The organism is Pseudomonas sp. HP_14, assembly GCF_055283875.1.
The window spans coordinates 177143-190993 of the sequence record NZ_JBTOQI010000002.1 but is presented as its reverse complement, the minus strand read 5'-3'; the positions used below and the strand labels follow the sequence as shown (position 1 = coordinate 190993).

General features: G+C 55.2%; 17 protein-coding genes. 10 read left to right on the top strand and 7 right to left on the bottom strand.

Annotated features, from left to right (window positions below; translation table 11 throughout):
* Positions 1 to 506: 506 nt before the first annotated feature.
* From ACYASS_RS03040 to ACYASS_RS03030, 3 genes are all read right to left on the bottom strand, one after another.
* Positions 507 to 1040 carry a hypothetical protein gene (locus ACYASS_RS03040; protein WP_463585031.1) on the bottom strand — a complete coding sequence of 178 codons (534 nt, stop codon included), beginning with the start codon at positions 1038 to 1040 and terminating at the stop codon, positions 507 to 509.
* 189 nt (positions 1041 to 1229) lie between these two features.
* On the bottom strand, positions 1230 to 2141 hold the full coding sequence (locus ACYASS_RS03035; RefSeq protein WP_463585030.1) for an SDR family oxidoreductase: 912 nt from the start codon (positions 2139 to 2141) through the stop codon (positions 1230 to 1232).
* Between the two features lie 150 nt (positions 2142 to 2291).
* Complete coding sequence (locus ACYASS_RS03030) at positions 2292 to 2747, bottom strand: flavodoxin (RefSeq protein WP_463585029.1); 456 nt, start codon at positions 2745 to 2747, stop codon at positions 2292 to 2294.
* Positions 2748 to 2846: 99 nt separating this feature from the next.
* Between ACYASS_RS03030 and ACYASS_RS03025 the strand changes: the two genes are divergently transcribed.
* Both ACYASS_RS03025 and ACYASS_RS03020 read left to right on the top strand, forming a co-directional pair.
* Positions 2847 to 3293 (top strand): PAS domain-containing protein, encoded by a 447-nt coding sequence (locus ACYASS_RS03025; protein WP_243245582.1) that lies wholly within the window; start codon positions 2847 to 2849, stop codon positions 3291 to 3293.
* Between the two features lie 69 nt (positions 3294 to 3362).
* Entirely contained in the window at positions 3363 to 3968 is a 606-nt protein-coding gene (locus tag ACYASS_RS03020; protein ID WP_243245583.1) for a hypothetical protein, read from the top strand.
* A gap of 11 nt (positions 3969 to 3979) precedes the next feature.
* Here the strand turns inward: ACYASS_RS03020 and ACYASS_RS03015 are convergent, their stop codons facing one another.
* Complete coding sequence (locus ACYASS_RS03015; RefSeq protein ID WP_463585028.1) at positions 3980 to 4930, bottom strand: MerR family transcriptional regulator; 951 nt, start codon at positions 4928 to 4930, stop codon at positions 3980 to 3982.
* Between the two features lie 239 nt (positions 4931 to 5169).
* Here ACYASS_RS03015 and ACYASS_RS03010 point away from each other — a divergent pair, with 239 nt between their 5' ends.
* The 4 genes from ACYASS_RS03010 to ACYASS_RS02995 all read left to right on the top strand — a co-directional run bounded on the left by ACYASS_RS03010 (position 5170) and on the right by ACYASS_RS02995 (position 7254).
* A complete protein-coding gene (locus tag ACYASS_RS03010; RefSeq protein WP_243245585.1) occupies positions 5170 to 5739 on the top strand; it encodes a putative antibiotic biosynthesis monooxygenase in 570 nt (189 codons plus the stop codon).
* 131 nt (positions 5740 to 5870) lie between these two features.
* Positions 5871 to 6560, top strand: a complete 690-nt coding sequence (folM, locus tag ACYASS_RS03005) for a dihydromonapterin reductase (RefSeq protein WP_243245586.1) — start codon at positions 5871 to 5873, stop codon at positions 6558 to 6560.
* Positions 6561 to 6623: 63 nt separating this feature from the next.
* Positions 6624 to 6920, top strand: a complete 297-nt coding sequence (locus ACYASS_RS03000) for a DUF1244 domain-containing protein (RefSeq protein ID WP_243245587.1) — start codon at positions 6624 to 6626, stop codon at positions 6918 to 6920.
* Positions 6913 to 7254: a HopJ type III effector protein gene (locus ACYASS_RS02995; protein WP_463585027.1), complete on the top strand. Its 342-nt coding sequence runs from the start codon at positions 6913 to 6915 to the stop codon at positions 7252 to 7254. The genes ACYASS_RS03000 and ACYASS_RS02995 overlap by 8 nt, the downstream gene beginning before the upstream one ends.
* A gap of 99 nt (positions 7255 to 7353) precedes the next feature.
* Here the strand turns inward: ACYASS_RS02995 and trxB are convergent, their stop codons facing one another.
* Together trxB and ACYASS_RS02985 are read right to left on the bottom strand one after the other, a co-directional pair.
* Positions 7354 to 8316 carry a thioredoxin-disulfide reductase gene (gene trxB, locus ACYASS_RS02990; protein WP_243245589.1) on the bottom strand — a complete coding sequence of 321 codons (963 nt, stop codon included), beginning with the start codon at positions 8314 to 8316 and terminating at the stop codon, positions 7354 to 7356.
* A 141-nt stretch (positions 8317 to 8457) separates the two neighbouring features.
* Positions 8458 to 9057: a peroxiredoxin gene (locus ACYASS_RS02985; protein WP_243245590.1), complete on the bottom strand. Its 600-nt coding sequence runs from the start codon at positions 9055 to 9057 to the stop codon at positions 8458 to 8460.
* Between the two features lie 508 nt (positions 9058 to 9565).
* Here ACYASS_RS02985 and cysZ point away from each other — a divergent pair.
* The 4 genes from cysZ (at position 9566) to ACYASS_RS02965 (ending at position 12698) form a co-directional block, all read left to right on the top strand.
* Positions 9566 to 10321, top strand: a complete 756-nt coding sequence (gene cysZ, locus ACYASS_RS02980) for a sulfate transporter CysZ (protein ID WP_463585026.1) — start codon at positions 9566 to 9568, stop codon at positions 10319 to 10321.
* Between the two features lie 345 nt (positions 10322 to 10666).
* Entirely contained in the window at positions 10667 to 10957 is a 291-nt protein-coding gene (locus tag ACYASS_RS02975) for a hypothetical protein (RefSeq protein ID WP_463585025.1), read from the top strand.
* A gap of 11 nt (positions 10958 to 10968) precedes the next feature.
* Positions 10969 to 11247 (top strand): hypothetical protein, encoded by a 279-nt coding sequence (locus ACYASS_RS02970; protein WP_463585024.1) that lies wholly within the window; start codon positions 10969 to 10971, stop codon positions 11245 to 11247.
* A gap of 257 nt (positions 11248 to 11504) precedes the next feature.
* Positions 11505 to 12698, top strand: coding sequence for a glycosyltransferase family 4 protein (locus ACYASS_RS02965; RefSeq protein ID WP_463585023.1), 1194 nt, complete (start codon positions 11505 to 11507; stop codon positions 12696 to 12698).
* Here ACYASS_RS02965 and ACYASS_RS02960 read toward each other — a convergent pair.
* Positions 12695 to 13798, bottom strand: a complete 1104-nt coding sequence (locus ACYASS_RS02960; RefSeq protein WP_463585022.1) for an NADH:flavin oxidoreductase — start codon at positions 13796 to 13798, stop codon at positions 12695 to 12697. The genes ACYASS_RS02965 and ACYASS_RS02960 overlap by 4 nt on opposite strands.
* Between the last annotated feature and the right edge of the window lie 53 nt (positions 13799 to 13851).

The window sequence follows — 13851 nt, the reverse complement described above, 5'->3', positions numbered from 1 at the left end:
ACAGTCCCCTGCGCCATGACAGAAAAAACTTTAAATCACAGGAGTAACTTATGAAAAACACGCTGTTGACGTTGGTAATGTTTGCAAGCCTGCTACCACTGGCTGGCATTTCACTTGCCCAGGAGTGGCAGCCCCCACTGGCCTCTAACCTGTGCTTCAGGAATAGCCAGAATCTCTCGCCCGGCACCGCAACGGCGGGTGAGTACAAGGTGATCCATGGACCGTATACGTCCTCCAGCAACTGCACGGACGCATCGCATGGGTTTGTGCTGAGAACCCAAAGCGGAATGCGCTGGCCGTTGACGGTGGAAAAGCTTGTGGGTGGGGCATGGAGAACCGTTGTCAGGAAAGAATATGATCCCTACCGAAAACTGGGAAACGGTACATTTCGCTTAATCCTAGACAACAGAGAGAGTACGCAAGCGGTGTCGTATAAAGGCAGCTACACAATTCCCCTATAATTTTTGCGCTCTGACCTGAACCAGGATATCCGTTCAGGTCAGGCGTCACGCCGTCGTATTAACGAGAAACTGCCCTCGCGCTGCCTGCGCTCGCGCCTCAAGCGCTAACATCACAGTGATGCCAGTATTAAGCTTGATCAACGTTTCATTTGCAAAGTCATGCCCTTCGGCTATATAGCCTTTGAGAAATTTCAGTTGCCCATCAAAATAATCAAATACATCCACTTTTTTATGCGTGTTGATTTGATTGCCCGCGGTATCGAACTCCAGATCAACCATCGAGAGGACGCTGCCGGTGGTGGTGTCAATTAACCCCAGCGCCTCAAGCCCCAGTGATATCTTGCGTAGCTCTATAAAAGTCGTATTGCGCGGATCAAATTCAGCCAGGTCCATCTCAAAGCCACGAAGTTTCTCATCATCGGGTATGGTTTTATCCGCCCAGTACTGACGAATTTTTTGAAAAATATCCTCTTCCTCCAGGGTAAACCCTGAATCCCCTCTGAAGTGCCTATCAGGCTCAGCCTTGTAGTGTTCAATACGGCCTCTGACTATTTCAAGATTGGCGTAAAGGCCTTCCATGCTATTCATCCTCGATGGTCCATTCTCTGAACTATCGGAACGCAAACTATTTTCTTGATTGAAAACCGTCAACACCCACAACTTTTGCGGATAATTAGACGAGGCCTACATATTGAACAGTAACAATCCTACAAGTAAAGCCGGTCACACAAATCTGACCGGCTTCAATTCCCACACAGCTCAATGGCATCACACGGTATATTTTTGCAGGTTGGCCATCATTTCCTTGAGCGCTTCGACATTGTCCTTAGGGTGTACTGCGTCAGTGAAATCGTTAATCGCTTGCCACTGACTCGCGACATCTTCAGGGCTGAAGCCTGCGCGTGGGTCAAAGTCTGCGCCGAGGCTTCGCTCCCAACGGACCTTACCAATCCAGCCGCCACCGACTTCAAACAAACCAGCCGTTTCATCACAGTGTTCACTGCCCAGGTACACCACCAAGGGGCTGACCAGTTCGGGCTTGAGTAACTCGAACACCTGCGGTGGCAGCAGCCCTTCGGTCATACGGGTGCCGCCGGTTGGTGCGATGGCATTGACCAGAATATTGTTCTTGCTCCCCTCCAGCGCCAGGGTGCGCGTCAGCCCATACAGGCCGAGTTTGGCCATCGCATAGTTCGCCTGACCAAAGTTGCCGTAAATACCGGACGTGGAGGATGTGAAAATCACCCTGCCGTAGTTTTGCTCCCGCAGATGCGGCCAGGCGGCATGGGTGACTTTATAAGCACCTTCGACATGCACCCGGTAAACCAGATCCCAATCGGCGTCGTCCATTTTGGTGAAGGACTTGTCGCGCAGGATGCCGGCGTTATTCACCAGAACATCGACGCGCCCGAAAACATCCAGAGCATGCTGGACGATCTTGTCGCCATCGATCACCGAATCGTGGTTAGCGATCGCAGTGCCACCCGCTTCACGAATTTCAGCCACGACGCGGTCAGCTGCCGAAGCATTGGCACCCTCGCCATGGGCAGAACCGCCGAGGTCGTTAACCACAACCCGCGCACCATGGCGGGCAAACAGCAGCGCGTGAGCACGTCCAAGGCCGCCACCGGCCCCCGTGACGATGACTACCTTGTCTTCAAAACGTATGGCATGACTCATGATCGACTCCGGCAAAAGGTTGCGGGCCGTCAGTGTCGTCCTCCCTTGCACCAGCCACAATCAACACAACCGATGCTGAATAATGCGCAATAACGCAGGGGGATGATTTGCCGCAAGGCGGCCTGTTGTGTCTCGGCAATACTTATGAGATCAGGCGCGCAAAAGCTCAATAAACGCTGCAAGCCAGGGCTGCGCGTCGGTTTCCGGAGTGACGCTCTCACTGCCATCCAGACGCAGCATCTCCTGAACTTCGGTCACGCCCAACTCGGCAAACAATTCGCGGATCAACTCGCCGCCACCGCAGAAAGTGTCCCCGTAGCTGGCATCTCCCAAGGCAATAACCCCACCCGGCAAACCACGCCAGGCAGCGGGCAATACATCGCGAATCTGCGAATAGAGGGCCTGAATGTTATCGGGCAATTCGCCCATGCCGGTAGTCGATGTCACGCCCAGCAGGGCTTGCGGCTCAAATGCCTGCAACTCGGCAAGGCTCACACGAGGATTGTGCAGGACCTCAAAACCGGCATCACGCAGGATCGTCCCGGCATGGCGGGCGACTTCTTCAGCCGATCCATAGACTGAACCGGAAATAATGGCGACTTTCATGAATCATCCTGTAGCAACGTAAAAAACGTTTGGCATTATGCCCCAAGTGGCCGCATGACCTAGAATGCTGGCTTTGCTTCTTTGCTCCGGATACCTTTCATGATCAACGCAAAACTGCTGCAACTGGTAGTTGATGCCTCCAATGACGGCATTGTCGTCGCCGAGCAGGAAGGCGAGGACAATATCCTCATTTATGCCAACAAGGCATTCGAGACGCTGACGGGTTACGCAGTCGACGATATCCTGTATCAGGATTGCCGTTTCATGCAGGGCGATGATCGCCAGCAAGCCGCGCTGGACCTGATCCGCGAAGCGCTGATCAACAAACAGCCGTGCCGTCAGATCCTGCGCAACTATCGCAAGGACGGCAGCCTGTTCTGGAATGAGTTATCGATCACTCCCGTTTTCAACGAAGCTGATCAACTGACTTATTTCATTGGTATCCAGAAGAACGTCACGCAACAGATCGAAGCTGAACAGCGCGTAGTGGAGCTGGAAGCAGAGCTGAAACAGGCCCGTGAAGAAATAGCGTCATTGAAAAAATGACAGACGGGCGAAACAAATTGTTGAATTTATGGTCTGCTTTTTCAATAACGGGTTCCTTCGAGCTCCATCATGTCCCATGAATCTTTACTGACTCAGGCTGAGCTGGATTTCATCCAGAACATGCAACACAACCCTAAGCTGAACGTGCGAGATGCGACACGTAGCTTGACTGTGAACGGCGGAAGGCAAATCCAGGATTTGCTGACACGGCTTGCGGCACACGAGCAGGTGACGATTCAGGCTCAATTCGATAACCAGCAGATGACCTTTCCGCTGCACCTGGTGGAAGACGAATTCCACGCGCTCCATCTGGAACTGGGCGCGCCGTCCATTTTCGAGGAAGGACCGCGGATTCGCCCTTGGCGGCTGACATTGCCCGAGCCGGTCCCCCTGGAAACAGAGAAAGGTGCGATGACTGCACTGTGGGTGCATGAGATTTCATTCAAGGGCGTGCTGCTGGAACATCGCAAGACCACCCGCCCACCGAAATTATTCACCGCCTGGTTCGCACCAGTAGGGCATGCGCCGATCGCCATGCGGGGCACGTTCGAGCGCCTCACAGAGTCAGGATTGGCGGCCTACCGTCTGAACGATCAGAACAAGGAAGACACCGAGCGGCTGCGTCAGTACATCCTCCAGCAGCATCGCAAGATCTACCCGACAATGCATCGCTGAGTTCGAAAGGTTCAGCTGTCCAGACGCCCCTTCAGAAAAAGTTGCAGCCCGCGCCGCATGGAACGCCCTTCGCTACCGATACACGCAACCGGTGACCCCTCCAGCAGTTCACGGGCAAGATCAGCACCTTCACCGGCAAGCAACAGCGGGCAATCCAGCGCCAGAGCAAGACGCTTTAGACGGTGGGAAAAGTCGACGGCAGGCGGATGGTTGCTGTAGAGCACCACTGCCAATGGCTCGACTTTGCCGCACACCAGTGTCAGTTCTTCCAGCGGCTGGCCCAGGGCGAGCACCTGAATATCCAGATCCGGGCTGCCGATCAATAAGCCAGCGACCCACAATTCCAGCTCCCGGCAATGGCCAGGTACCGCAGCAACGAGAACCTTGTACTCAGCCGAGCTGCGACTGAAGTGCAGACGCTGTAAGGCTCGCGCTCGCAGGAAGCTGTCCAGAAACAGCCATTCGCTGAGCTGACCAAACTGATCATGATGAAGCAGTAATTCACGCCAGACAGGCAGAAAAATCTCTTCAAACACCACCGTCATCGGGTAGCTGGAAAACACTCGTCCATAAAGCTGCTCCAGCCGAGACTCGTCGAACGTCCCTACCGCATGCTTTATCTGCTGCTGAAGTTGCGCCCAGTCGCCCGGCAGAACATCGCTGTCGAGCGCCGATGCCTGCAGCCGAACGTCGTTGGTCTTTGCCAGAATCTTGCCGACCTTGCTGACTGCAACGCCACGCTCGATCCAGCCAAGAATGCTGCGCACATCATCAATGTCAGCTTGCGAATACAGGCGATGACCGCTTTCGGTGCGGGTGGGCTGAATCAATCCGTAGCGGCGCTCCCAGGCACGCAACGTGACTGGGTTGATACCCGTGATGCGCGCCACTTCACGAATGGGGAAGAGCTCTTCTTGCTTGAGGCCGGTAGACGACTCCAGGCTGATAGGGAATTCAGTCATGACAAGGATCGTGTGGAAACAATCGGCGCATTGTACGCCTGCGAAAAGGGTATTTCGTCAAAAACCACGACCACAACCGGCTATTCATCAGTGATTTGCAGATGGCCTATGGCTTATTTACCGATTTCAGGAATAATCCTTGCTTGCTTTAACAACGAAGCTGACGCCGCCCAACACCCCGGTGCTGCGTCATGTGACTTCCTTACCCGGGAATCTCACTCGTTTATCGGAGATACATAATGTCTACCACCCCTGTCACCTTGCTGGTTGCGCGTCGCGTCGCCCATGGCCGCTATCAGGAACTGATCGCCTGGCTGCATGAAGGCGAACGACTGGCCACCGACTTCCCCGGTTATCTGGGTTCAGGCGTGCTTGCCCCGCCTCCCGGAGACGATGAATTCCAGATTATTTTCCGTTTCGCCAACGCTGAAACCATGCACGCCTGGGAGCATTCCGAGTCACGAAGCTCCTGGTTGGTGCGTGGCAGCGGCTTATTCGCACAACCTTCGGAACACCGCGTCAGTGGTATCGATGGCTGGTTCGGCTCTGTCGGCCAACGTCCGCCGCGCTGGAAACAGGCGGTTGCGATCTGGCTCGCGTTTTTCCCGGTCTCGCTGCTGTTCAACTTCGTGCTCGGCCCGCTGCTCAACGATCTGCAACTGGTTCCACGCATCATGATCAGCACGTTGATACTCACGCCGCTGATGGTTTTCTGGTTTATCCCGTTGTCGACCCACTTGTTGGCAGGCTGGCTAAACCCGGCACCGACGCCAGAACAGCCACAACCCGAGTCTGTACGCAGCAACTGACTAGGCAGCGACCGGGCCGCTACAGGCTGCCTGGTCCGCAATGCCCCTGCCGCGACAAACTTCGGTATGCTATGCGCTCTCGTGGGGACATCCCCGAACGCATGCATCCAGCAAAGCTGAACAGTCGCTAAATGAATAATCCAATCCTGATTACCGGGGCCAGTCAGCGGGTAGGGCTTGAGCTGGCGATCGAGCTGGCCAAAGCGGGCCATTTCGTTGTCAACGCCAGCCGCAGCATTGCGCACACCGCCGAGCACCCGAATATTGTCTCCTTTCAGACAGATCTGCTGCGCTCAGAAGACCGCATGGCGCTTGTCGAGTACCTGAAAACCAATTATTCAGGGCTTAGAGCCGTCATCCATAACGCCTCGCTGTGGCTTGATGACAGCGTCGACAATTTGAACACCATGTTCAAACTCCATGTAGAAGCGCCTTATCACTTGAACCACGAGTTGGCGGCGCTTCTGGCCAAGAGCAAAAAATCGGACATCATCCATATCTGCGATGAAACCTCATCGCGCGGCAGCAAGAGCCACATTGCCTATGCGGCCACCAAAGTTGCGCTGCAGAACATGGTGCTGTCCTTCGCTGAAAAGTTCGCGCCGGACATTCGGGTAAACGCCATCCTGCCTGGCTTGCTGATCCTCAAGGAAAACAGCGACGAGGCTTATCGTAATCAGGCTCTCAAGAAGGCCCTGCTGGAATTCGAGCCGGGATCACAACCGTTGATCGATGCAGTGTTCTATCTGCTGAATACGCAATACAGCACTGGAAGCAGCGTGGTCGTCAACGGCGGCCGGCACCTCAAAAAAGGGATTTGAAGATCACTCAGGTAGCCGCTGCTACCCTGTATCGTCTCCCACATTCAACATGGCAGGAATACCATGACTGACCAAGAACGCCTTGAACTCGAAGCCGCTGCTTTTCGCAGACTGGTCGCCCATCTGGACAGCCGCAAGGATGTGCAGAATATCGATCTGATGAACCTGTCCGGCTTCTGCCGTAACTGCCTGTCCAAATGGTACAAGGCAGCCGCAGACGAAAAACACATTGAGATCAGCCTCGATGACGCTCGCGAAGTCGTTTACGGTATGCCTTACAGCGAGTGGAAAGCCCAATACCAGAAAGAAGCCAGCGTCGAGCAGCAAGCGACGTTTGCCAAGGAAACCAAGCATGACTGATCTGAACACCCTGCGCGCCAGCCTCGACAGCGGCGAACATCTCTTCGCTGACACCCTGGCATTCATTGCCGCTGGCTATGACTACCAACCCCAGGCGTTCACCAATGGTGGTGTGGAAAATGCTGCCGGCCAGAACGAGGGTTCCTGCAAGACGCTGGGTCTGGCGTTGCTGGAAGGCCTTAGTGACAAACATGCGCTGCTGGCTTTCGGCGAGCACTACCGTTCGGTAGTCGCCACACCTGAAGGCAGCGACCACGGTAATATCCGCGCGCTGATCGCCCATGGGCTGGCGGGTGTGAAGTTTGCCGGTGAGCCGCTGAAGCGCAAGGCCTGACCGACACTGAACCTGCGTTTTTCCAGGGGTATCTTCGATAAGAACTGTCCCCATAAAAAAACCGGCTTGAGCCGGTTTTTTATTGCAATACAAACGCTATCAGAACGATGCGTTCGCAAGGCCATCCAGATAACGTTCGGCATCCAGTGCAGCCATACAGCCTGCGCCAGCGGAAGTGATCGCTTGACGATAAACGTGGTCAGCCACGTCGCCCGCCGCAAACACACCTTCAACGCTGGTAGCCGTTGCATTACCTTCACGGCCACCCTGCACCACCATGTAACCGTCTTTCAGTGCCAGTTGGCCTTCGAACAGCGAAGTGTTCGGTGTGTGGCCGATCGCGATGAACACGCCATCCACTGTCAGCTCTGAAGTGCTGCCGTCGTTGTTTTTCAACCGTGCACCCGTCACGCCCATGTTGTCACCCAGGACTTCGTCCAGCGTGGCGTTCAGCTTGAGTTCGATCTTGCCTTCGGCAACCCGCGCGTGCAGCTTGTCGATCAGGATCTTTTCGGCGCGGAAAGTTTCGCGACGGTGAACCAGAGTCACCTTGCTGGCGATGTTCGCCAGGTACAGAGCCTCTTCAACGGCAGTGTTACCACCGCCCACTACGGCGACTGGCTTGTTGCGATAGAAGAACCCGTCGCAGGTAGCGCATGCCGACACGCCTTTGCCCATGAACGCTTCTTCAGATGGCAGGCCCAGGTAACGAGCGCTGGCACCGGTCGCGATGATCAACGCGTCACAGGTGTAAGTGCCGCTGTCGCCCTTGAGGCTGAACGGCTTGCCAGCCAGGTCTACAGCATTGATGTGATCGAAGACGATTTCGGTTTCGAAACGCTCGGCGTGTTCGCGCATACGCTCCATCAACACCGGGCCGGTCAGGCCGTGCACATCACCGGGCCAGTTATCGACCTCGGTAGTGGTGGTCAACTGACCGCCAGCCTGCATGCCGGTGATCAGCAAAGGCTTGAGGTTGGCACGTGCAGCATATACCGCAGCGCTATAACCGGCAGGGCCGGAGCCGAGAATGATTACTCGGGAATGACGTACATCAGACATGACAGACTCCTATCGACCGACCATTGACGCCGTGGTCGCACCGGCTGGAATAAAAAGGATCGTCGATAAGCACTTGGGGAAGGCTCAGAAACACGACAATCCTGAAAAATGTGAAGCTGCGGCCGAAACCGCAGCAACGTGTTACAGACTGGTAGCGTTTTCGGCCAGGTAATCAGCAACGCCTTTGGCGTCAGCTTTCATGCCTTTCTGACCTGGACGCCAGCCGGCTGGGCAAACTTCGCCGTTTTCTTCGGTGAACTGCAGCGCTTCAACCAGACGGATCATGTCTTCAACATCACGACCCAGCGGCAGGTTGTTAACGACCTGATGCTGAACAACACCTTCACGGTCGATGAGGAACGATGCACGCAACGCAACGCCAGCATCGTGTTCGATGCCGTAAGCGCGGGTGATTTCGTGCTTCACGTCAGCGACCATGGTGAACTCGACTTCACCGATGCCACCCTTCTCTACCGGAGTGCTGCGCCATGCGTAGTGAGTGAACTGCGAATCGATGGAAACGCCAACCACTTCAACACCCAGCTCGCGGAATTTAGCGATGCGGTTGTTATGGGCGATGATTTCCGAAGGGCATACGAAGGTGAAATCCAGAGGCCAGAAAAACAGCACAACGTATTTACCGCGCAGCGAGGACAGTTTGAAGCTGTCGACAATAGAGCCGTCGCCCAGCACTGCAGCTGAATCGAAATCCGGAGCCTGTTTGTTTACCAGTACGCTCATGATGTCTCCCTGAAAAATAAAAATTGAAAAGGATAGGTTGAGAAATTGGTGGCCAGCCTATCGGGGCTGCAAAGATTAAGGAAATATCGTTTCACAATCCACCTCATAGGTAATCCCTATTCCCATGAGCCCCGGATTTCAGCCTGTCCGCAGACTTTACGCCTATGGGATTGTTACTGCGAATGTCCGCTGTCACAGAGGCGCAGCGTTAATCGAACAAACCGCAACCTTCCAGGTTGAACCCTATTCTGTAGGAGCTCACCGAGGTTACGAGGCCAGCGATGACGGTGTATCAGACAGGTCGCCATCGCGGCCTCGCGTTGCTCGTGCGCCCCTACAGGTCCAATGTTTGCTATGCGAAAGCGTTGTGTCAGGGACACAGGGCAATCCGTTACTGATTCAGCGGGCTATCCCTTGAAAACAGGTCATACATTAGCTTCCAACACCGCTTTCACCCGCCAAGCAAAGCCGGTAAGGTCGGCGGGTTTTCCATCATTCGGAGGCTGCCATGCCTGCTCCCGCTCTCTCGGGCCCGCAATATCTGCGTGAAGGCCTGAAACTGGTGCTCAGCCCAGGCCTGCGTCTATTTGTACTGCTGCCGCTGACTATTAATCTGCTGCTGTTTGCAGGCCTGATTTATCTGGCTATGCATCAGTTCGGCATGTGGGTTGATACGTTCATGCCTGAATTGCCAAGCTGGTTGAGTTTCCTTAGCTATATCCTCTGGCCGCTGTTCGTCGCGCTGGTGATTTTCATGGTGTTTTTCACGTTCACCATGCTCGCCAACATCATCGCGGCTCCCTTCAACGGCTTTCTGGCAGAAAAAGTCGAAGTGGTAGTACGTGGAACCGATGACTTTCCGCCGTTCAGTTGGGGTGAACTGATCGCCATGGTGCCACGCACCTTCGGTCGGGAGATGCGCAAGCTTGGCTATTTTCTGCCTCGTGCACTAGCCCTGTTCATCCTGTCGTTCATCCCCGTCGTTAACCTGATTGCTGCGCCGCTATGGCTGCTATTCGGGGTCTGGATGATGGCCATCCAGTATATCGACTATCCGGCGGACAACCACAAGCTGGGCTGGAACGAAATGCTCGCCTGGCTACGCGCCAAACGCTGGCAGAGCCTGAGCTTCGGCGGCATTGTTTATGTGGCGTTGCTAATCCCGGTAGTCAACATCCTGATGATGCCGGCCGCTGTCGCCGGGGCAACTTTATTCTGGGTGAGGGAACGGGGTGAGGAAGCGTTACTGATACAGAAACCCTGAGAATAATAAAAAGGCCCTTAATCGGGCCTGTTTATTTCCACCCCCATAAGTAGAGCCATGCCAGCTAAATTGATAAAAGTATAAAAAAAAGACCTACACAACTTTAAAACTGTTCCCACTCAAATAAAAAAACAAGCTTGAACTTGCCTGGCAAACTATTGCCTTTCATTAGCAACTGCCTGCCGCAGTCCTACAAAACGCTTTCCGCAGGACGTTTATGTAGGAGCATAATTCCGTTTTCTATCTCGCCCTATTTTATTGATGCTAAAACCTGGCCGGTTCCTACACGGAAGATTTTGGCACTCCTGTTGCTATTACAGCTATACAACAAGGAGTGAGCAAAACATGGAAATCAAGCCAACTACCATTCACCCGAATACTAAGACCGGGCAGAAAAAAACCTCAACAGCAGACTCCGGAGGGTTCGCGCAGATCCTGAACGGTGTAACCAAATCGACGTCTGCTCAAAAGATCGAAGCGCAGCCCGCCGCGTTGTGTCGCCTGACAAAACCACGATCACATCTGCAACTCACCAGCCTCAATCCAGTCAGCGGCCCACCCAAGCCCAAGCCCGCGGCACTGCAAACAATTGGCGAATCGCGGATTTTGCCGTTTGTTTTGTCTACTACGCGCTGAAGGCAGCAGACATGACGATGCAGATTGATAAAGACGTCAAGGGTGCGACCTCTATAACCGGGTCGAGCACTGCCATAAACAAAAGCTCCGCTAACCCAGGCAATGCTGGATCTACCTCTTCGTTTGGCAAAGTCTTTGAGGAGAAGATGAACTGCTACAGACCGGATAGGCAGCCGGTCGGCCGAATACTATCAAACGAGCAGATCAGGGAAGACATCATGATGGAGGCGCGGACATCGCCCGAAGACGCGTACCGGCTGGCGCACAGCTATGCTTTCAACTCACTGTGACTCGATAAACCCGACGTTACCCAGAAAGAAAACTGCATTAACACTACATATATACTGAATGAGAGACCTACAAAGAAAACTTGCGGCCTCGCCGGACGACAATCTTTCTCTTGCAGTCCATCCAACTAAATATCTTTACCGTTTATCCAGCTTACTATTAACTCGCAGTGCGCCCACCTCAATCATATCCACACCCGTCACAAATCCATCACCCCACCGCCACATAAACGAAATCATTGCGGTCGACACTGGCTGTCATGAGCCAAATTCTTCACATCACCTTAATTACCGAAACCTTCGCTCCCGAGATCAATGGCGTTGCCAATACCCTGGGCCGTTTGTGCGACGGGCTGCGGCTGCGCGGGCATCGGGTGGAACTGGTGCGGCCACGTCAGGCTGGCGATGCAGCGCTGGCCGCCGATGATCTGATGCTCTGCCGAGGCTGGCCGATCCCGGGTTATCCGGGCCTGCAATGGGGGCAGTCGTCGATGCATAAGCTGCTGCGCCGTTGGCAGCGGCAGCGACCGGACGTGCTGTATATCGCCACTGAAGGTCCGCTGGGGCTCTCGGCGTTGCGGGCGGCGCGACGGTTGGGGATTACGGTGATCAGCGGCTTCCACACCAACTTTGCGCAGTACACACAGCAATACGGCATGGGTTTCATGAACCGTTTGCTGACTCATTACCTGCGCTGGTTCCACAACCGCTCGAAGGTGATACTGGTCCCCAGCATCAGCCAGAAAATCGCGCTTGAGAGAAGGGGCTTCGAGCGTATCGAGCTGCTTTCACGAGGAGTAGACAGCGGGTTGTTTCATCCGTCGAAACGCTCGCAGACGCTACGCGACGGTTGGGGGGTGGGCGCTGGCGATATCGCCGTACTACACGTCGGCAGGCTCGCGCCGGAAAAAAACCTGAGTCTGCTCAAGTCGGGTTTTGAAGCTTTACGCATCAAGTATCCGCAGCGCCAGTTGAAACTGGTGATTGTGGGCGACGGTCCGCAACGCGCAGCGCTGCAACAACAACTTCCGGACGCTATCTTCTGTGGCACTCAGCGCGGTGAGGCGCTGGCCGAGCACTACGCATCAGGGGATGTATTTCTGTTCCCGAGCCTGACCGAGACCTTTGGCAATGTCGTGCTGGAAGCACTGGCATCGGGGCTGGGCGTGGTGGCTTATGACGAGGCTGCGGCAGGGCAGCATATTCGCCACGGGCATAACGGCGCGCTGGCCATGCCAGGCGACGAGGCGGCCTTTATTGATGCGGCCTGCTGGTTGCTGGAAGACAGCGAAACCTTGAGACGTGTGCGTCTCAATGCCCGGCAGCACGCGAGCCGTCAGGGCTGGGGGGCGATCATTGATCTGTTCGAACGGAAAATGCTCAGTGCCTGCCCGCTGCCAGAACCCGTCACTTCTCGACAGGTCCATGGCACCGAGTTGAAGCTCAAACGCTAGACCAGCGTGGTCAGTGCATCGCGGCTGAACGGCAGAATGTCTTGCTCACGTCCTTCGCGAACTTTCACAGCCCAATCCGGATCCACCAGCAACGCACGCCCCACGGCCACCAGATCAAACTCATCAGCGTCCAGACGCTTGAGCAGATTCTCCAGGCTGGCGGGCTGAGCGACCTTGTCGGTGTTGACCATGAACTGCAGGAACTCACCATCGAGCCCGACACTGCCTACGGTAATGGTCGGTTTGCCGGTCAGTTTGCGCGTCCAGCCTGCCAGGTTGAGATCGGAGCCTTCGAACTCAGGCTCCCAGAAACGTCGCGTCGAGCAGTGGAAAATGTCTACTCCGGCGTCCGACAGTGGCTTGAGAAACTCGCCAAGCGCTTCTGGGCTCTGCACCAGCCGAGCGCTGTAATCCTGCTGCTTCCACTGCGAGAAACGGAAAATAATCGGGTAGTCCTGCCCCACCGCAGCCCGCACCGCTTTGACCAGCTCGATAGCAAACCGCGACCTGTTGGCCAGGCTGCCACCGTACTCATCGTCGCGCTGATTGCTGCCCTCCCAGAAGAACTGATCAACCAGATAGCCATGAGCACCATGGATTTCTACCCCGTCCATGCCAATGGCCTGTGCGTCTTTTGCGGCCTGGGCAAACGCGGCGATGACATCATCGATGTCCTGTTTGCTCATGCCATGCACAACGACCTGGCCCTCCTTGAGTTTTTCCATAGGCCCGTAGGCAGGGACGCTGGCATCCGGCTCCGTGCCCAGACGACGCACTGCACCGACATGCCACAACTGCGGAACGATCTTGCCGCCCTCGGCATGCACCGCATCGACGACTTTCTTCCAGCCAGCCAAGGGCGCGTCACCGAAGAACTGGGGGACGTTGGGGTAGCCGTTTGAGGCTTGGTGATTAACAGTCGTGCCTTCAGTGATGATCAGACCAACACCGGCTGCAGCGCGGCGACGGTAATACTCGATCACTTTCGAGTTGGGGACATGACCGGGGGAGAACGAGCGCGTCATAGGTGCCATGACAACACGCGACGACAGTTCAAGACTGCCCAGACGGAAGGGTTTGAACAGGGCTTTAACCGGCATGCGAGGCTCCTTGAGATCGTTACGAATCGCCAAGAATAGGGCGCGGCATCAAG